At 58.0% G+C, this 19,525-nt stretch carries 12 protein-coding genes and 2 pseudogenes; 13 read left to right on the top strand and 1 reads right to left on the bottom strand.

Annotated features, from left to right (window positions below):
* Nucleotides 1-153 precede the first annotated feature (153 nt).
* Nucleotides 154-333 (top strand): hypothetical protein, encoded by a 180-nt coding sequence (locus tag MHH82_RS15525; protein ID WP_015735262.1) that lies wholly within the window; start codon nt 154-156, stop codon nt 331-333.
* Nucleotides 330-3,461 (top strand): glycosyl hydrolase, encoded by a 3,132-nt coding sequence (locus MHH82_RS15520; protein ID WP_340966631.1) that lies wholly within the window; start codon nt 330-332, stop codon nt 3,459-3,461. The genes MHH82_RS15525 and MHH82_RS15520 overlap by 4 nt, the downstream gene beginning before the upstream one ends.
* 281 nt (nt 3,462-3,742) lie before the next feature.
* Here the strand turns inward: MHH82_RS15520 and MHH82_RS15515 are convergent, their stop codons facing one another.
* Nucleotides 3,743-4,798: a LacI family DNA-binding transcriptional regulator gene (locus MHH82_RS15515; protein WP_015735260.1), complete on the bottom strand. Its 1,056-nt coding sequence runs from the start codon at nt 4,796-4,798 to the stop codon at nt 3,743-3,745.
* 284 nt (nt 4,799-5,082) lie between these two features.
* Here MHH82_RS15515 and MHH82_RS15510 point away from each other — a divergent pair, with 284 nt between their 5' ends.
* From MHH82_RS15510 to MHH82_RS15460, 11 genes and pseudogenes are all read left to right on the top strand, one after another.
* On the top strand, nt 5,083-6,516 hold the full coding sequence (locus MHH82_RS15510; RefSeq protein ID WP_145036353.1) for an L-fucose/L-arabinose isomerase family protein: 1,434 nt from the start codon (nt 5,083-5,085) through the stop codon (nt 6,514-6,516).
* Between the two features lie 24 nt (nt 6,517-6,540).
* A complete protein-coding gene (locus MHH82_RS15505; protein ID WP_015735258.1) occupies nt 6,541-7,383 on the top strand; it encodes a transketolase in 843 nt (280 codons plus the stop codon).
* 3 nt (nt 7,384-7,386) lie between these two features.
* Entirely contained in the window at nt 7,387-8,325 is a 939-nt protein-coding gene (locus MHH82_RS15500) for a transketolase family protein (RefSeq protein WP_340966627.1), read from the top strand.
* Between the two features lie 11 nt (nt 8,326-8,336).
* A complete protein-coding gene (gene glpK / locus MHH82_RS15495; protein WP_340966626.1) occupies nt 8,337-9,860 on the top strand; it encodes a glycerol kinase GlpK in 1,524 nt (507 codons plus the stop codon).
* A gap of 171 nt (nt 9,861-10,031) precedes the next feature.
* Nucleotides 10,032-11,669 carry a hypothetical protein gene (locus tag MHH82_RS15490; protein WP_340966624.1) on the top strand — a complete coding sequence of 546 codons (1,638 nt, stop codon included), beginning with the start codon at nt 10,032-10,034 and terminating at the stop codon, nt 11,667-11,669.
* A gap of 15 nt (nt 11,670-11,684) precedes the next feature.
* Nucleotides 11,685-12,815, top strand: a complete 1,131-nt coding sequence (locus MHH82_RS15485) for a Gfo/Idh/MocA family protein (protein WP_340966622.1) — start codon at nt 11,685-11,687, stop codon at nt 12,813-12,815.
* A pseudogene (locus tag MHH82_RS15480) lies at nt 12,812-13,911 on the top strand (four-carbon acid sugar kinase family protein); the annotation flags it as partial. The gene MHH82_RS15485 and the pseudogene MHH82_RS15480, both read left to right, overlap by 4 nt.
* 58 nt (nt 13,912-13,969) lie before the next feature.
* Nucleotides 13,970-14,137 (top strand): annotated as a pseudogene (locus tag MHH82_RS15475) (4-hydroxythreonine-4-phosphate dehydrogenase PdxA); the annotation flags it as partial.
* Nucleotides 14,138-15,917: 1,780 nt separating this feature from the next.
* Nucleotides 15,918-16,583 (top strand): aspartate/glutamate racemase family protein, encoded by a 666-nt coding sequence (locus tag MHH82_RS15470; protein WP_145036347.1) that lies wholly within the window; start codon nt 15,918-15,920, stop codon nt 16,581-16,583.
* Nucleotides 16,584-16,611: 28 nt separating this feature from the next.
* Nucleotides 16,612-17,883, top strand: coding sequence for a ribulose-bisphosphate carboxylase large subunit family protein (locus MHH82_RS15465; protein ID WP_340966619.1), 1,272 nt, complete (start codon nt 16,612-16,614; stop codon nt 17,881-17,883).
* Nucleotides 17,884-17,897: 14 nt separating this feature from the next.
* The gene (locus MHH82_RS15460; RefSeq protein ID WP_041622175.1) at nt 17,898-19,286 is read left to right on the top strand and encodes a four-carbon acid sugar kinase family protein; all 1,389 of its coding nucleotides are present in this window, start codon (nt 17,898-17,900) and stop codon (nt 19,284-19,286) included.
* Nucleotides 19,287-19,525 lie beyond the last annotated feature (239 nt).

Below are 19,525 nucleotides of genomic sequence, written 5' to 3'. Positions count from 1 at the left end.
TGAAGCCTAATTAATTCAGGGTCCTACTCACCTTGCAACAAACACAGCAGCTAGGCCGCAAGGCTGGCTGCTGATTTTTGTTCACGCGCACAAATCAACAAGACTGCTCGAAGTGTTGAACCTATTAAGCTGATTAAGGAGGCGGATGAATCGATGAGGAAGCTTGTACAACCGGACACACTGAAAACAGATAGGGAAGTCCCGTTCAGCGGCGGCGCGGGCAACGACGTATGGCGCATGCTTACAGCCTGTGTCGGGGGGAATGCGGAGGCCGTTCCCGAGCTGCTTCGAAGTAATCCTACGTTGCTTGATGGGGAGGAGTTGGCAAGATGAGCGACTTGGCTATGCTGCGCAAGCAGTTTGCGGAACCGCCTGTAGAAGCGAGGTCCGCGCCCTTCTGGGCATGGAACGACAAGCTGGATGTTGATGAATTGATGCGGCAAATCGAAGGGATGAAGGAGCAAGGAATCGGCGGCTTCTTTATGCATGCGAGGGACGGACTGGAAACCGAGTATCTGGGAGAGGAATGGATGGAGGCGGTCGAAGCTTCGGTGATGAAGGCAGAGCAGCTCGGCATGGAGGCATGGCTGTACGACGAGGATCGTTGGCCTTCCGGCACGGCGGGCGGCAAAGTGCCGGCGATCGGCGACGAGTATCGCTCCAAGGGACTGACGGTAGAGGTGCTTCAAGACGGCAGATGCGGAACGGCCTCTGCTCCATACCTAGCCGATGATCGGACAGTGGCGCTCTTCAAGGCGCGTATCGACCAGATGAAGTTGTACCGCTGTGAGCGCCTGCCGCTTGCGGAGCCGGTTAAGACGCTTGAAGCGGCCGAGGGGCTTCTCGTGTTTCGGGTCGAGGTGTCAGCACCTTCCGAATGGTTTAATGACCAGGCGCCGCCGGACAGCATGAATCCAGAGGCCGTTCGCCGGTTCATCGACGAGACGTACGAGGTATACAAGGCTAAGGTCGGCGACCGGTTCGGCCAAACGATCAAAGGCGTGTTCACCGACGAACCAAGCGTCAATGACCGGCATTGCAGGTTTACGGAAGGACGCGGCTGGGTGCCGTGGACGTATTCATTCCCCGATTACTTCAAGAGCCGGCGCGGTTACGATCTGTTGGAGGAAGTCCCTCATCTGTTCTTTGACAGCGACCACTCTTCCTGGGCTCGCCATGATTATTGGCGCACCGTATCGGAGAAATTCACCGACGCGTTCTCGAAGCAGATTTACGATTGGTGCGACAATAACGGCCTGTCGTTTACAGGGCATTATTTGCAGGAGGATAAGCTCGGTCTGGGCACCCGGGTCGGCGGCGCCATCATGCCGCATTATCGGTATCAACATATACCCGGCATCGACATGTTGACGGAATCGACCGATGAGCATATGACGGTGAAGCAGTGCACGAGCGTAGCAAATCAATACGGCCGTAAGCGCGTGATGACGGAAACGTATGGCTGCGCTGGATGGGAGTTTACGTTCGAGGGTCAGAAGTGGATCGGCGACTGGCAATATGCGCTCGGGGTCAACTTCCGTTCGCAACATTTGGCGCTATATTCCATTAAAGGCTGCCGTAAGCGGGATTATCCGCCGGTGTTTAATTACAATACAAGCTGGTGGAAATACAATCACGTTGTCGAGGATTATTTTGCACGGCTCGGCGCGGTGTTGACCGAAGGGCGCGCGGTTAGGGACATCCTCGTGCTGCATCCGGCTTCGACGGCTTGGTCGCTGCTTGGCTCCAATCCATACGGCATGCCGAACCGGGGCAGGGATCGCGATATCCCCGACATTAATCGGTACGGAGACGAGTTCAATCGTTTGCTCAGGGCGCTGCTCGGCGCGCATCACGATTGCGACCTTGGAGACGAGACGATTATGAGCGAGATCGGCGAAGTGAAGCCCGGCAAGCTGATCATCGGACAGGCGGCCTACAAGGCGGTGGTCATGCCAAGCATCTCCACCATGCTGCGCACCACCTATGAGCTGCTGCTGCTTTTTCTGGAGGCGGGCGGCCGCGTCGTTGCCATGCAGCCATTGCCAATGATGTTGGAAGGCCGAACGTCGGAAGATCTAGCGAAGCTGACGAATCATCCGCACTTCACGGCGGTTGCGGATACGGCTGGGGTTATGGATTGGCTCGATCATGGCTCGGGCCTATCGCGCCAAGTATCCATTCGCGGGCAGCAAGGGACCGAAGAAGACGGCTTGTTGTATATGCTTAGGAAGTCTGAAGGCTGCAGCTCGCTGTTCATCGTTAACAATGACCGCAATCGCGGCCATGACGCGCGGATCGAAACGGCCGTTATCGGTACCGTAGAGGAATGGGATGCGCTGACTGGCGAGGTTCATCAAGTTGAGTCGTGGCTCTGCGAAGGCAAGCTGCGGTTTCGGGCGTCATTCGAACCGGCCGGCTCGAAGCTGTACATGATTAATGAAACAGCGGCTCCTGCCGCACAAGCACCGGCCCCGGTGCCGGTAGCGTTTAACGACAACGACTTGTATGCGGCGTTCGGGCCGAGGTTCCGGTTCACCCGGTCGATGCCCAACGTGCTGACTCTCGATCAATGCCGTTACCAGATGCAGGGCGGAAGCTGGTCCGAGCGGATGGAGGTGTGGCAAGCGCAGCGCCATATTCGCGATACGCTCGGGATGAGGCAAGTATTTTACAATGGCATCACGCAGCGGTACAAATGGATCGGGGAAAAGCATCCGAACGATGGGACGGAGGTTCTATTCCGGTTCGAGTTACATATCGATGAGGTGCCAGAGAGCGAAATTTCCCTCGCGCTCGAGGGGGCGGAACGATTCCGCATTCGCTGCAACGGCGAAGAGCTTGCTTCAACGGCGGAAGGCTGGTATATGGATCGTTCGATCTCATGCGTGAAACTAAGCGGCTTACGCAAGGGAATCAATGAGCTGATTCTCGACTGCGAATACACGAACGATATGGAAATGGAAGACATCTATGTGATCGGCAATTTCGGGATTAGCCCGCAACGCAGCATCATTGCTGAGCCGACCCTGCTGCACGCGGGCGATTGGTGCCTGCAAGGTTATTATCATTATTGCGGCAGCATAATCTATCATTTGGATTATAAGCATTGTCATGAACCCGATTATCGTGCGATTCTGAAGCTCGGCGAGGTATCGGCGGTCGTTGCGGAAGTGAGGGTGAACGGCGTAACGGCCGGCTACATCCCGTGGAGGGCGGCGGACGGTCTCGATATAACCGGCTTTTTGGCGGAAGGCGACAATCGGCTGGAGATCGAAGTGATGGGCAGTCCGCGCAATGTGTTCGGACCCTTTCACGTGGCGAGAGGCAAATCGCGAGTGACGAGCTGGGGCTCGTTTCGGACCGAAGGCAAGGAGCATACGCCGGATTATATCACGTTTCCCTATGGCATTATGGGTCAAATCAAGTTGATGCGCTCAAAGCCCGGGAGGAGTCTATGACCATTCAAGCTACACATAAGGCGCTTCAGAAGATCAGGTGATGTTCTGAAACGATTTCAAGACTTGGATGCTTGGATCCGAAGGCGACTCCGTTCGATACAATTGCGGAGCTGGCGAAAAGTGAGAAAGCTCCACCGGGAAATGCGAAGAAATGCCACAGATGCGTATGACAGCATGCATGGAGGAGCCTGATGCGTTGACCCGCACGTCCGGATCTGTGAGAGGCCTATGCGCATGCGCATAGGCCTACTCGATTTCCGCGGCTATGTGAGTTGCTGGCTTCAGCTCTCGCCGTTTGCAATTAGGGAAGATGCCGATGACTTCCTTTGTACGAGCGTCGTATCGATCATGACTTTGGAAGCGGCGGTCTCGCCTGATGTCGCCGACTGTATGACCAGATCAACAGCCAGATGGGCCATTCGTTCCTTGGCTACTTGAACCGTGGTCAGTTCGGGAGTGACGATTCTAGCTTCCGAAATATCGTCAAAGCCGACGACAGATATATCCTCCGGCACGCGAAGACCAAGCTCTTGCAGCGTTCTGACAGCGCTGATCGCGATATAATCGCACTCGCAGAAAAAAGCCGTAGGCATCGGCTTCTTGTCAGCCAAATAATCCGTAAGCTGCCGCGACAGGTTTTCCTGAGAGGAAAGGATCGTCGGCGCGACCGAGAAGACGCACACATCGCCTGGATCGAGCCCTCGCTCCCGAAGCGCTGACTCGAAGCCTATCCGGCGATCGTCGAAGTTTTTAATTCTTACATTAGATGCCAGATATCCGATGGATGAATGCCCGCTGTCGCAAATGTGTATCCCTGCCTGATAGGCTCCCAGCACATTATTGATGGATACAAAATGAACGGGGAGCGTTTCAAAGCAGTTGTCCAATACGACAAGAGGCATCGTAATCGCTCCCGCGATGTCGGAAATTTGCTCGCGGCCAAGGTTGGTACCTAACAAAATGACGCCATCGCTTCTCTTTTCCTCCGAAATCAGCTTAAGCTGCTCCGCAAACTGATCTGGCGATACCGAAGTGAACATAAGCGAATAGCCGTAGAAACGGCATCTCTCCTCGATATGATGGATCAGTTCGCGAAAGAACGGCTGCTGGTAGTATTGCTCCAGAACAATGCCGGAATTGGCGATCGCGAGAAACGTCAGCGATTTGATAGACGGCTCGTCCGATGACGATCTCGATTTGTGGGTATAGCCGTTTTTCTCCGCAATTTGAATAATTTTTTCGCGCGTTTCAACGCTGATTCCTTGCTTTCCGTTTAATGCAAGCGAGACGGCGGCTTTGGACACGCCCGCCAGCTTCGCGATATCCTCCATTTTCAATCCACTTCAGCCTCATTTCATTTCTTCCAAATATCGAAGTTTAGTACGTTTAGTTTACTATCCCCATGAATAATAAGCAACATCACGCTGTGAGTTTATATTAACGTTTATGTCTATTAACTAAACTATTTGCTTTTGTTTATATAAACTTATTGACTAAACAAAAATACGGTGTTAATTTAAAGGTGTCATAAGTTTAATTGACTTGGTTTTTGTGAACTGTTTATTTGAAAATACGATTGTTTAGTTAAGTTTGTTTAGTTAAAACAAGGAGGAGCGCATGCTTGAAAAAATTTAAATTGGGATATGCACCAACAAGACGGTTTGTTTTCAGCGCGGAGGACGCATTCAAGTACAAGGTGCTGATCAAGGAGAAAATCGAAAGCTTCGGTATGGATATCGACATCGTCGATTTGGAAGGCATTAACGAAGAAGGGCTGCTCTATGACGACAATATCAATGCGGATTCATTAGTGGATCGATTCAAGAAGGAGGGAGTGGATGCCGTCTTCTTCCCTCATTGCAATTTCGGGACGGAGGATACGGTGGCGCGTGTGGGCAAGGCGCTTGGCAAGCCGGTGCTGCTATGGGGGCCTCGCGACGAATCTCCGCTGGAGGACGGCATGCGGCTGCGCGATACGCAATGCGGCCTGTTCGCGACAGGCAAGGTGCTGAGACGTTTTAATGTTCCTTTCACTTATGTGACCAATAGCCGTATTGACGATCCGGTGTTTGAGCGGGGTTTTACCAATTTCGTCGCGGCAGCCAATGTGGTCAGAAGCTTCCGCACCTTACGCATTTTGCAAATCGGGCCGCGTCCTTCGTCGTTCTGGACGATGATGTGCAACGAAGGCGAATTGCTGGAGAGGTTCGGCATTGAGATCCATCCCATTACGCTTGTCGATATTCAAAGGGAAACAAAGCGCATCGAGAAAAACGGAAGCCCGGAGCTAGCCGAAGCCGTCGATTATATTAAACGCAAGCTGGACTGGTCGGAGGTGGCCGAAGCGGACGTCATCCGCATCGCGGCTCTGAAGGCGGCCATGAAATCGTTCGCCGTCCGGACGGGAAGCTCCGCGATCGCGATTCAATGCTGGTCTTCACTGCAGGATGCGATGGGCATCATGCCTTGTCTGGCGAACGCGATATTGACCGATGAGCAAATTCCGGTTACCTGCGAAACGGATATTCACGGTGCAATTACATCCATCATGGTTCAGGCGGCAACGATGAACCAGCATCCGACCTTCTTCGCCGATCTGACGGTCCGACATCCCGAGAACGCGAACGGCGAGCTGCTATTCCATTGCGGCAACTTCCCGGTATCCATGTCGGTGGAGGATAAGCCGAGGCTCCGTAAGCACTTTCTGTTCGACGATCATTCGCCGGGCACGCATGAAGGCGAAGTGAAAGGCGGCGATATGACTTTGGCGCGCTTCGACGGCGATCATGGCGATTACCAGCTGTTCCTTGGCAAAGCGCGCGGTATCAAAGGCCCATATACCCGCGGTTCTTATGTGTGGGTGGAGGTCAACGACTGGCCGCTATGGGAAGAGAAGCTCGTTAAGGGGCCTTATGTGCATCATTCCGTCGGCATTCATGCCAATGTTATCCCGGCGTTATATGAGGCTTGCAGCTATATTCCGGGATTGACGCCGGACCCGGTCGATCCGACAGAACGCGAAATTCAAGCATGGCTTCGCGGCAGCGGCTTATAGAAGCAGACGGAGGAGGACGGGCAAATGGAAGTACGGGAATTGAAAGCGAAAGCAGCGCAAATTCGAATCGATCTGCTGAGCATGATTCACGCTGCCAAGACCGGACATACAGGTGGATCATTAAGTAATACGGACATCCTTACCGCACTTTATTATCGTGTCATGAGAGTAGATCCCAAACAGCCGAAATGGGAGCAACGGGACCGCTTTATTGCCAGCAAAGGCCATTCGGTGGAATCATTATGGTGCATTCTCGCCGATCTTGGCTTCTTCCCGAAGGAGGAGCTGAAGACGTTCAGCGCTTTCGGAACAAGGCTGATCGGCCATCCAAACAACAAGGTGGCCGGCATCGAGATGAATACGGGGGCGCTCGGCCACGGTCTTGCCATCTCGGTCGGCATGGCGCTTGCCGCGAAGCGGGACGGCGGCGATTATCGCGTGTTCTGCCTGATGGGCGACGGCGAGCAGGCGGAAGGCTCCGTCTGGGAAGCGGCGATGGCTGGCCCGCATTACAAGCTCGACAATCTCATTGGCATTATCGATCGCAACCGGCTGCAAATTAGCGGATCGACGGAGGAAGTCATGGGGCTGGAGCCGCTGGAGGATAAGTGGCGGGCATTCGGTTGGCATGTCGTAACCGTTGACGGCAACGACATGGACTCCCTTGTGGAAGCATTCGAGGCAGCCCCGGCACAACCTGGCAAACCTACCCTGGTGATGGCCAATACAGTGAAGGGAAAAGGAGTGTCTTTTGCGGAAAACATTCCTCATTGGCATCATCACGTTCCGAGCGACGACGAACTAAAGCGGGCGATCGCGGAGCTGGAAGCTGTATTGGATACGTATCAACGGGAAGGGGCCGTGTAAGGAATGGCGAACAAAATAGCCAACAGACAAGTGATTTGCGACACGCTGCTGGAGCTGGCTCAAGAGGATGGCAGCATTATGGTCCTTGCGAGCGATTCGCGCGGTTCGGCGGCGATGGCGCCTTTCGCGAGCGCGTATCCAGACCAGTTCGTGGAAGTAGGCATCGCGGAGCAAAACATTGTCGGCATATCCGCCGGTCTCGCGCACAGCGGCAAAAAACCGTTCGTCACATCGCCGGCTTGCTTCCTGAGCATGCGCAGCATCGAGCAGATTAAAGTCGACGTGGCCTATTCCGCAACAAATGTGAAGCTGGTCGGCATAAGCGGCGGCGTCAGCTACGGAGCGCTTGGCATGTCTCATCATTCCGTACAGGATTTGGCGGTCATGCGCGCGATCCCGGGCATTGCCGTACTTTTGCCGGCCGACCGGCATGAGACGAAAAAGATGACGGAAGCTTTGGTTGCATATGAAGGCGGAGCCTATATTCGAATCGGGCGGAATCCAGTTGAGGACGTCTACGAATCGGATGATTACGAATTCCAGATCGGCAAGGCCGTCACGCTAAGAGACGGAGGAGATCTTACTCTCATTGCGGCAGGAGAGACCGTGAAGGTTGCGGCTGACGCGGCAGCCGCCCTTGCGGAAGCCGGCATTTCCGCGCGCGTCATCAATATGCATACGATCAAACCGCTGGACGAGGAAGCCATTCTGAAGGCGGCGCTCGAAACCGGACGAATCATTACGATTGAAGAGCACAGCATACACGGCGGTTTGGGCGCGGCCGTTGCCGAGGTCGTGGTGCAGCATCATCCCGTGCCTATGCGGATTGTTGGCATTCCGGATGAACCTGCTATCGCGGGCAAGACGGCGGAAGTGTTCCGGCATTATGGCATCAGCGTCGAACATATCAGTAGTCTCGCGCAGGAACTGTTAGGGCAATAGGGAGGTCTGTTATGTCGGCAAGTGATAAATTTATATTGGCTATTGATCAAAGCACCTCAGGTACGAAAGCGCTTATCGTGAACGCCAGCGGGACGGTGAGGAGCCGAAGCAGCCGCGATCATCGCCAGTATTACCCAAACTCCGGCTGGGTGGAGCACGACGCGCAAGAAATTTATGACAATGTCAAGCTTGCGGCGCTCAATGCCATGCGTGAGGCGCATGTATCTCCCGCGCAGCTTGTGGCGGTTACGATTACGAATCAGCGGGAAACGGCCGTCCTATGGGACCGGATGACGGGTGAGCCGGTTGGCCGCGCAGTCGTGTGGCAATGCCAGCGTACGGCGGAAGCATGCGCGGGATTGAAGGAGCAGGGACATGAGGGGACGGTCACCGCGAAGACTGGCTTGACGCTAGACCCGTACTTCTCGGCAACGAAGTGGCGCTGGATTCTGGACAATGTGGAGGGCGCGCGCGAGAAGCTCGATGAGGGAAGACTGCTTGCGGGAACGATCGACAGTTGGCTGGTCTGGAAGCTGACGGGCGGCAAGACGCATGCAACCGACTACACGAATGCGAGCCGCACCTCTCTGTTTAATATCTATACGCTTGCTTGGGATGAGGAGCTGTGCGAATTGTTCGGTATTCCGCGCGGCATTCTGCCGGAAGTAAGGAATTCCGACGAAGTATTCGGCTATACGGAAAGCGAAGGCTGGCTCGGGGCTTCCGTCCCGGTGACCGGCATAATCGGCGATTCGCAGGCGGCGCTGTTCGGAAACCTGTGCCTGAAGGAAGGAATGGCAAAGGCGACCTACGGCACAGGATCTTCGGTGCTGATGAACGTCGGAGCCGCTGCTCCCCATGCCGGCGGAGGACTCGTTTCGACCGTCGCCTGGGGCTGCGGCGGAAGGGTAACGTATGCGCTTGAAGCTGTCATTCGCTCTAGCGGAGACAGCCTGAATTGGCTACGCGACAACTTGGGACTGTTCGCGACCTATCAGGAAATGGAGCAATTGCTTGAGCGTGCACCGGATCATGGAGGCGTCTACCTCGTACCTGCTTTTGTCGGTCTAGGCGCGCCCTACTGGCAGCCGGACGCAAGAGCGGCTATTACGGGAATGAACCGCGCGACAGACAAATCGCATATTGTCCGTGCCGCGATCGAAAGTATCGCCTATCAGGTGCATGACGCAGTGGAGCTTCTGCAAAGCGAATCCTGCGTCATTCTAGAGGAGCTGCGCGCCGACGGAGGGGCCACGGTTAATGCGATCTTGATGCAATTCCAGGCGGACCTGCTGCGGAAGCCGGTCACTCGCACAGGCATAGCCGAACGATCAGCGATGGGCTCCGTCTATATGGGTGGTCTTGCCATTGGCCTTTGGAACTCGCCGGATAGCCTGCCAAATTGCACGCATGAAGGATCACGATATGAACCGTTGATGGAGTCGTCTGAACGGAACAGACGCTTGTCAGGCTGGCAAACGGCTGTTGCTTCATTGCTTGCCGGGACGTCCAAGAGGCAGCATGAGTGGAAATGAAGCCCAGAATCATCATGAAAGGAATCATCGCTGACCCTTGCCATTTAGTCCCCCGAAGAGCAAGATCCTTAAACTTTCGAGCAATATCAGATAGAGAACTCTGGTTATTCTGCACCTATAATTATAGTCACAGAATGAGAGAACGAGAGATTCGGAAAGGGGAACGAAAAAATGGCCAGACCAAAGCTGGGCATGCAGGGGCCCGTTATCGCCTGGCAGGATTCATGGGCGGGGGCAGCGTCCGACGAAATCATGCGAACGGGCACGGGTAGCGTCTATCCTTCCCAGGAGGCGCTCCCGGCTCCCGATTTGTTCCTTCAGGCGCTGAAGGAGCTTGGCTGCGATTTCTACGTGCACCACATGTTCCCGAACGGGGCCGGGCAATCGGCTATGGTGCGCGATATGGCCGAGCACGGCATGGACCTGTGCTTGGGCAACGAATACGGAAATATTAACGGACCTTACGCGGAAGGGACGAACCGGTACGACGTGCCCGACGAGGCGCTGCTGGAAGCCGCTGCAAGCGGCAAGCTGATCGGCCTGCTGTACGACGAGCCCGAGCATCTCCAAATCAACGCCTCGCAATATCGCAAGGATGCCTTCCTTCCGCATTGGGGGACCACGGAAGAAAACACGCTGCGGCAATCGCAAGATTCGGTTGTTCGCGCGGTGGCGGAGAGGACGGCGCACGTGCGCGGCGTCTTGGCGAATGCCGGAATCGATCCGGAGGGCGTGCCCTTGGTAGGCGAGTTTGTGTTCCCCACCCTCTTCCACACGAAAGCTAGGGGCGGAATGATCGTTTGTCCCAAAATCATGAAAGAGTCGTTCCAGTCGCTTCAGCTTTCCACGGCGCTCGGTGCGGCGAAGCAATACGGCCGAGGGCTGTGGATTTGCGCGGATTTGTGGGGACCGGACGTCGGGCCCTGGTTCATCCGGACACCGGGATTCCCCGGGCACTCGCCGGAGGAGTACGCTTCGGCGCTCAAGATGGGCTACTTTATGGGACCGACCCATCTGTTCACGGAAAATATCGACGCTTTGCTGCAGTACGGGAACGGCAGCTTCCGCCGTACGGAGTTCGGAGAGGTGTGGGAGGAGTTCGTGCGGGCCTTTATTCCGGCGCAACCCTTGACCTGGTCGCACGCGGAAGCCGACCCCGACATCGCGTTCATCCATTCGGACGACAGCAATTACGGGCAGAACGCAAGGTTGTTCGGCAACCGGGGGCTTGCCGTCCCCGACGCTGCGCAAAGCGTGTTCCGCGCGTGGCATCTGCTCAGCCACGGCACCATTCCCGCGCATGGCAGCTGCATGCATATTCCCGGCTTCGACTTTCCGCGTCATCGCTTGAAAGCGGAGGTTCCGAGGGACGAATTTCCATTGCTGCAGGGCAGGCCTCATGACATAGAGGAGCGGGTTCATCCGCTCTATTATCCGACGAACAACGTTCTCGTCTTCGACGAAACGGTGCGTGAAGAGCAGCTCGGAAATCCGAAAATGATTCTGGTTGCCGGCACTCGCCTTTCCGCGGAGACACTGAAGGCGGTCCGTCGAAGAGCGGAAGCGGGAGCGACGGTCATAATCGCGGACTGGCTCGTCCCCGAGCCGTGGAAGGCCAGCGGCCGAACGGGCGAAGGCAAATGGCTGGTAACCGGCGATTTCCTGTCGGATGATCGGGTGAAGGAAGAAGCCGGGCCGCATCTCGGAGGTTCCGACTGTTGGATGCAGCGGTTCGCGGACGCGGAGGTAAGGATGTACAAGGCGGACGAGCGCGGGTTCATGCTGGATTTCGAAATTAGGAAAAGGTGAGGAGGAAGCCGATACATGAACACCTACAAGCTTGGCGTCGTTGGACTGGGGGAAGGCCGGAGCATTATGTCCGCGGCGTTAAGCAGCACGAGATGGGAGCTTGTCCAAGTATGCGATATTAATCCGTCGGTATGCAAGCTTCGGGCCGAGGAGTTCGGCTTCGATCAGTGGACGACGGATTACGGGGAGCTGTTAAGCAATCCGGCCATCGACGTCATCGCCATTTATTCGCCCGACCCGCTGCACCTCCCCCACATGATTCAGGCGCTGCAGGCAGGCAAGCACGTCATCTGCACGAAACCGATGTTGACCTCGCTTGAGGGGGCGAACGAGCTGCTGGAGCTGGCGGGGAGATCCGGCAAGCATGTATTCGTCGGGCAAAGCTCCCGTTTCTTCGAACCGATGATCAGCCAGCGCGCAGATTACGAGCGGGGTCGCCACGGAAGCATCCAGACGGTTGAAGCTCATTATATCACGGACAGCCGCTGGTTCTTGAACAAGCCGTGGAGCCGGCAGAAGGGCTTCAGCTGGATGTACAATTTCATGATACACGCCGTCGATCTGGTCCGCTGGTATTTGCCGGGCGCCTTGGAGGTGACCGGATACGGCAACGTCAGCGGGAACAGCCGCCAATACGGCCTCGAGACGTGGGATTCCATGCGGCTCCTCGTTCGGGACGAAGAAGGCAGGATCGGCCAAATATCGGGCAGCTATACTTTGCCGGCGTTAGGCTCGGAGGTCGAGCCGGGAATCGGCTGCGTCATTCGGGGGACGAAGGGCTCCTCGCGGGCGGAGTACTCCAATCTGCTGTATCATACGCGATTCGAGGGCGAAGGCCGCAAGACGTATTCCTTCGAGAATAAGCGCGATTATTACTTCCGATTCGAGGGCAACAGCCATCACGCGGGGGAATATCAGAACTACATCGACTATTTCGCGGAATGTCTGGACAATGGCGCGAAGCCGCTGCCGGACGCGGAGGAAGCGGTGGTGACGCTCGCCTTGATGGCGGCGATGGAGCGAACCATGCGGGAAGGCGGCAGGCCGGTCCGCGTGGATGAGTTGCTCCGCGAGAACGGGCTGGCGCATCTGCGGAAGCTCTTGCGGGACGAGACCATGAGCCGCGGTGAGATGCGTCTGCCATGAACGAGCTTGCGATTATCGCGGACGACTTGACGGGAGCCACCGACTCGGGCGTGCAGTTCGCGCGGAGAGGCTTCGATACGCGGGTCGTCTTGCATGCGGAAGAGGTTTCGGCGATCGAAAGGAATTCCGAAATTATCTGCTGGATACGGACAGCAGGGCGGTTGCCGCAGGCGAGGCCTACGAGCGGACCAGGCTCGCCGCGCTCCAAGTCGCGCGGATGGGCTTCAAGCACGTGTACAAAAAGCTGGATTCCACGCTGAGGGGCAATCTCGGCGCGGAAATCGACGCCGTCGCGGATGCCATTCCCGTGGATTGCATCATCGTTGCACCCGCCTATCCGAAGATCGGAAGGACGACCCGAAACGGCATTCATTATGTGAACGATGTACGGATCGATCGGACGGAAACCGCTAAGGATCCCAAATCTCCCGTCGCCGAAGCCGATCTCGTCAAGCTGCTGGCCTCCCAATCGCAACGGCAAGCGGGACTGCTGCCGCTTGAAGCACTGCGAGCGGGCGCGGAAGCCGCTAGCATGCGAATCGGGGAGCTGCTTCGGAGCGGCAACGAAATCATCGTATGCGACGCCGTCTCGGACGAGGACTTGCGGCGAATCGCCGACGTCGCGGCGGCAGGCGTGGGACGAATGCTATGGGCAGGCTCGTCCGGTCTCGCGGAATGCCTGCCGGATTCGCTCGCGTTGGCGAGAGGCCGCAGAGCACACGAGCACCTGTCGCGCGTCGTCCCCGAAAGGGGGAAACCCGTGCTATTGGTTGCGGGCAGCATCTCCAAGATTACCCGGAGCCAGGTTGCCGCGTTCAATCAATGCCCGCGAACAAAGGCCGTGGGGCTCGACGCCATCGCGGCCATGACTTCCGACGAAGGCTGCGACCGGGAGCTCGAGCGGTGCAGCTCGGCCGTCCGGACGGCGCTTGCGGCAGGCTTTGACGTTTCCTTGTACGCCGGCTGCTCGCCCGGACAAGTCCGGTCGGCCCAAGTGGCGGGCGCCGCGAGAGGATTGCAGGCGGCGGCGGAAGTGTCGAACCGGATCGCGTCGCTGCTCGGTTTAGCGGCTTCCGAATGCATGGATACGACGGAGCTGCAAGGCGTCATTCTGACCGGGGGAGACACGGCGAAGGCCGTATGCAGGCATCTGACTGGAAGCCGGAGTCAACATTACCGTCGGTCTGCCGATTATCCGGACGAGCGTCGACCACGGAACGGCGTTCGATATCGCTGGCAAAGGCATTGCCGACGAGCAAAGCATGAAGGAAGCGATCCGCCAAGCGATCGAGCTGACGCCCGGCGGACGGCGATCCGAATAACGAGAGGGGGAATTCGCATGGCAACGCGTCAAATTCCGGACACGTTGATGCTGGAAGAACGGGCGGCCCATGCATTGAACGCCATGGTGGGCATGGCGGACGAGGATTTTGGCCATATCCCGTTTTTCGCGGCTAATTTAATGGCAAAGCCCGCGTTCGTGACGCATGGGGATTGGGATTACGGCTCCTCACACGGACGCATGATCGACGGCATGATCCTTGCCCGCCATATGTCCGGCGCCACGTTCGGACGCGAGGTGGAGGAGCGCTACCGGGCCAACTTGCTCTCCTTCTTCAAGGAAGACGGCATGAGCTATCGCCAATTGAATCCGGTATACCGCTGGGAGACGAACGCCAATCTGATCGATCAGCGCGCGGTCATCTTGTCGCTGACGACATGGTACATGGAAACGGGGGACGAGAAGGCGAAGGAAGCGGCAGATCGTCACGTGGCCGCGTTGAAGCGGATCGCGGTCAAGGAGCGCGACATTTGGTATTACCCGGCATCCGAATACAAGGAATCCGGCTGGCCATCCGCGAACGCCGTGCAGCTCCGGCTTGCCCCGGATCCGGCTTCCTTCTGCGGCAGGCTGATCATGCCGCTCCTGAAGTACCACGAATTAACGGGAAATCCGGACGCCCTCGAGCTCTGCCAATATTTCACGGCGCTTATTACGGAACGAAGCCGTGTCTTCCTGGAGGACGGAAGCTTCAACGACGCGCCTGCCTACCGGAGCGGACATTTCCATACCCGCCTCGGCACGCTCGACGCGATCGCCCGTTTCGGCGAATTCACGGGCAACGCCGCATTGATTGCCTGGGTGAAGAAGAGCTACGATTGGGCGCTGACGAAGTGCACGTCGTTCGGCTGGACCCCAGGCGATCTGCACGAGCAGGCTTACGAGCACGAAACCTGTTCGCTCGTGGACTTGATCGCGACCGGGATCACGCTCGCCAGGAACGGCTACGTGGAGTATTGGGGAACCGTGGAGCGGTTCATCCGGAACCATCTTGCGGAATCGCAATTGCTGGACTTGAATTGGGTCGAGCAGTTGGACGACAAGTCCCGCGACATTCGCGCGGACCGCTCCTATTACAAGGTCGCGGACCGTTCGCGCGGCGCTTTCGCCGGCTATTCCGCTCCCAACGATTTCTGCTGCGACGTGAACGAGGGTCGCGGCCATACGAACGATTTGCAGCTTTGCTGCTTAGGCTCCGGAACCCGGGGGTTGTTCATGGGCTGGAGCAACGCCATTACCGAGCGGGACGGCATGATCAGCGTCAACTTCCTGCTGAACCGAGGCTCGAAATGGCTGGACGTCGACAGTTATTTGCCGCATGAAGGCAAAGTCGTGCTTCACGTTCGCCGGGATTTGCGGCGGCTGGCCGTTCGCATTCCGGAATGGGCGGGCTTTACCAAAATAAACGTGCTCCGCGAGCTCGGCGGCGAGACGGCGGAAAGCAACGGAAAAGCTCCGAGCAGTTGGATCAATAAATGCTTCCTGCTGCTCGGGGCGGCCCGCGAGGGCGAGACGATCACGATCACGTTTCCGTTAAGCTACCGAACCACGCAGGAGAATGCGGTCGGCCAATCGTTCGCGGCGCAGTGGCGAGGCGATGACGTCGTCGAGATCAGTCCGAAGGGACGGCAAAAGCCGCTGTACAGCGGACGCGCCGTCTACGACCGCGCGCCTATGCGGGAGGGCGATTATCGCAGACCGGATCGCGATTTCGTCTGGTAGCGCCATGAAGCGCAATGATGAAAGACGGAGGGGAATCCATGAAATGGACGGTTGCCGCGGTATATACGGGCCAAGGGCTCGCGGATCCGCTGAAGAAAATATTCGATGAGCTGCTGCCGGACTGCCGGCTCGTCAATCTGATCGACGACGGTTTGATCCATGACGTCGTTCGCGCGGGAGAGATTACGCCGCTAGTGTCGAAGCGGCTGCTGACTTACTATCGGAACGCAGAGGAGCTTGGAGCCGACGTCATTCTGAATACCTGCTCCTCGGTCGGCGAAGCGGTCGACCGGGCGAGACCGTTCGTATCCGTGCCCATCGTGAAGATCGATCAGGAAATGGCTCTGGAAGCGGTAAGCCGCTATGCCCGCATCGGCGTCATCGCGACTTTGCCGACGACGCTGCAGCCGACCAAGGCCTTGCTGCTCTCCCAAGCGGAGGCGATCGGCCAAAAAGTCGCATTGGCGGACGGACTGGCGGCGGGAGCATATGATGCCCTGGTTGCCGGCAAGCCGGAAGAGCATGACGCGCTGATCGCGAACGCGGCGGCCGGCCTTGCCGGCTCGGTGGACGCGATCGTGCTCGCGCAAGGCTCGATGGCAAGGATGGAAGCCGCGCTCCGGGAGAAAACCGGCAAGCCGGTATTGTCGAGTCCGCGTTCGGGCGTCATGGCCGTGAAGCGGGCATTGGAATCTTTGAGTTAATCGATATGCTACGGCGAGGTGTTGGGAATTGGAAACGAATCGGGTAACGGCTACTTATTTGGTGGAAACCCCGTTGACGCTGGAGCAGGCGGCCGCGTCCATCGCGGGGGAGCAATCGACGGGCACGTTCACGGCGGTGCCCGGCGAGACGGAGCCGCTCAAGGAGCGGCACGGCGCCAGAATCGAACGAATCACGCCATTGGAGCAGGTTGCGCAGCCGTCGCTTCCCGGAGCGCTCGCTCCGCCGGCCGCTCAAGGATGCTATTCGCGCGGAGAGATTGTCGTGTCGTTCCCGCTTCATAATTTCGGGCCGTCGATTCCGAATCTGATGGCCTGCGTGGCCGGCAATCTGTACGAGCTCCGCGAGCTGTCGGGGTTGCGTCTCGTCGATCTGGAGCTGCCGGAGGACTTCAAGACCCGTTATCCGGGTCCGCGCTTCGGCATCGAAGGGACCCGGCGAATAACCGGCGTCCGCGGCCGGCCGATCATCGGTACGATCATTAAGCCGAGCGTGGGTCTCGGGCGTGCGGAATTGGAGGCGCTCGTATACGACCTGGCCGTATCGGGGGTTGATTTCATCAAGGACGACGAGCTGAACGCGAATCCGCCTTATTTGCCCCTGCGGGAAAAAGCGGAGACGGTGATGCGGGCCATCGGGAGAGCGGCGGACAAGACGGGGCGCAAGGCGATGTACGCCTGCAATATTACGGGCGACATCGAAGAGCTGCAACGAAACCACGAGCATGTGGTCAAGGCGGGCGGCAATTGCGTAATGGTCAGCATCAACAGCATCGGTTTCGCGGGACTCGCCTATTTGAACGGCTTCAGCGAGGTTCCCGTCCACGGTCACCGGAATCAGTGGGGGATGCTGACGCGGCACGGACAGCTCGGGATGGATTTCCGGGTCTATCAGAAGCTGTGCAGGCTTGCGGGGGCCGACCATCTGCACGTGAACGGTCTGGGCAGCAAGTTCTACGAAAGCGACGAATCCGTCGCGAGGTCCGTGGAAGCTTGTCTGCAGCCCATGTGGGACGGCTATTCGGCGATGCCGGTACTCTCGTCGGGGCAATGGGCGGGGACGGCGGAGACGACGTTCGAACGGACGCGATCGGTAGATGTCATGCATCTCGCCGGCGGAGGCATTCTTGCCCATCCGGACGGGCCGGCTGCCGGCGTTGAAAGCATGAAGCAAGGCTGGGAGGCCGCGATGCGCGGCATTCCCGCCGAAGAATACGCGAAGGAGCGGGTCGAGCTGCGGCGCGCGTTCGACAAGTTTAAGCGCAAGGAACGAGCGCTATGAGCGTACCGGGAGCTATGCCGAAACATAACGATCGGCTGCTATGCTTCTACGGCGACGACTTTACCGGCTCCACCGACGCGATGGAGGCTCTCGCCAAGAGCGGCGCTGACACAGTGCTGTTTCTTGATCCCCCGCCGCCGGAGCTGCTCGCCGAACGGTTCCCGAACGTGCGGTGCTTCGGCGTCGCGGGCGTAAGCCGGTCGATGACGCCGGACGAGATGGAGCGCGAGCTTCGGCCGGCGCTCGAACGGCTCCATGCTTACGGAACGGCCGTCGTGCATTATAAAGTATGCTCCACCTTCGATTCTTCGCCCCGCGCGGGAAGCATCGGCAAGGTGCTGGAGCTGGGCAGGTCCGTCTATCCGCGTCAAAGGTACGTGCCGATCCTGGTCGGCGTGCCGGCCCTGAAGCGCTACACGCTGTTCGGCCACCACTTCGCCGCGGCGGGCGCCGACGGCGGTACGTACCGGCTGGACCGCCATCCCACGATGTCCCGCCATCCCATTACGCCCATGCGGGAATCCGATCTTCGCTTGCATCTTCGGGAGCAAACGGATTTGCCCGTTTCGTTAATGGAGTGGACGGCCTTGGACGGCGTGCCCGAGGAGGTGTCGGCCAGGCTCGAGCATCGGCTGGAGGTCGGGGAGCCGGCCGCTCTCCTGTTCGACGTCATCGACGACCCGCGGCTGGAGGCGGCGGGCAGATTAATGTGGCGGGAGGCCGAGGAACGGGGGACGGGACTATTCGTCATTGGCTCGTCGGGCGTGGAATACGCGCTGGCCGCCCATTGGGCGAAAGAGGGGCTCGTCGACCCGGGAGGGGCGCGGCTGCAAGCGGCGGAACAAGCGGATCAATTGTTGGTCGTCTCGGGAAGCTGTTCGCCGGTCACGCAATCGCAGATCGCGTGGGCGCTTAAGCGAGGTTACGCCGGCATACGGGTGCGGGCGCGGGATTGGCTCGAACCGGGGCGGGCGGACGAGGCGAGACGGTCGCTGCTGAAGCAGGCGCTGCCGTTCGTCGAGCAAGGCAGGAATATCATCGTCTATTCCGCGGACGGACCCGAGGATCCAGCCATCGCAGCGCTTCGGGAGGCCTTGAACGCCAGAGGCATGGAGCCGGCGGATTCCGGACGTTTGATCGGCACGCAGCTTGGCAGGCTGACCTCGGACCTCTTGCGGGCGACGGGCTTGCGCCGCATTCTTATTGCCGGAGGCGATACCTCCGGGTACGTGACGCGCGAGCTGGGCATTTACGCCCTGTCATGCTTGAGCGCCATCGTCCCGGGGGGGCCGTTATGCCGTTGCTACTCCGAGGATCCGCGGCTGGACGGGCTTCAGCTGGCGCTGAAAGGCGGTCAGGTCGGGGGGGCCGATTATTTCGAACGCGTAAGACTCGGAGGATGAGAGCGATAGCGTGGCAGCCTGCGGCGTAAATGAACAATCGAAGCAAGCAATCGCTTCCCGGCACGGGAGTGACGGCTTGCTTTTTTCGTCCTCGAAATCAAGAAACGCAACGAATCGCACATCACTCAGAAATGACCTATAAAGTCGATGGAAGCAACCTATAAACAAAGCCTTTAAACCGTGTAGAGTGGTGTTCAAACGAACAGAACCCGGCTAGGCGGGGGAATCGCACGCTCGCG

The organism is Bacillus sp. FSL K6-6540 (assembly GCF_038007545.1).
The sequence above is the reverse complement of the archived record's forward strand: the minus strand, read 5'-3'. Positions and strand labels throughout refer to the sequence as shown.

Coding starts and splice junctions, on each gene's coding strand:
- MHH82_RS15525 (WP_015735262.1), top strand. CDS start 154: ATGAGGAAGCTTGTACAACCGGACACACTGAAAACAGATAGGGAAGTC.
- MHH82_RS15520 (WP_340966631.1), top strand. CDS start 330: ATGAGCGACTTGGCTATGCTGCGCAAGCAGTTTGCGGAACCGCCTGTA.
- MHH82_RS15505 (WP_015735258.1), top strand. CDS start 6,541: ATGGAAGTACGGGAATTGAAAGCGAAAGCAGCGCAAATTCGAATCGAT.
- MHH82_RS15500 (WP_340966627.1), top strand. CDS start 7,387: ATGGCGAACAAAATAGCCAACAGACAAGTGATTTGCGACACGCTGCTG.
- glpK (WP_340966626.1), top strand. CDS start 8,337: ATGTCGGCAAGTGATAAATTTATATTGGCTATTGATCAAAGCACCTCA.
- MHH82_RS15490 (WP_340966624.1), top strand. CDS start 10,032: ATGGCCAGACCAAAGCTGGGCATGCAGGGGCCCGTTATCGCCTGGCAG.
- MHH82_RS15485 (WP_340966622.1), top strand. CDS start 11,685: ATGAACACCTACAAGCTTGGCGTCGTTGGACTGGGGGAAGGCCGGAGC.
- MHH82_RS15470 (WP_145036347.1), top strand. CDS start 15,918: ATGAAATGGACGGTTGCCGCGGTATATACGGGCCAAGGGCTCGCGGAT.
- MHH82_RS15460 (WP_041622175.1), top strand. CDS start 17,898: ATGCCGAAACATAACGATCGGCTGCTATGCTTCTACGGCGACGACTTT.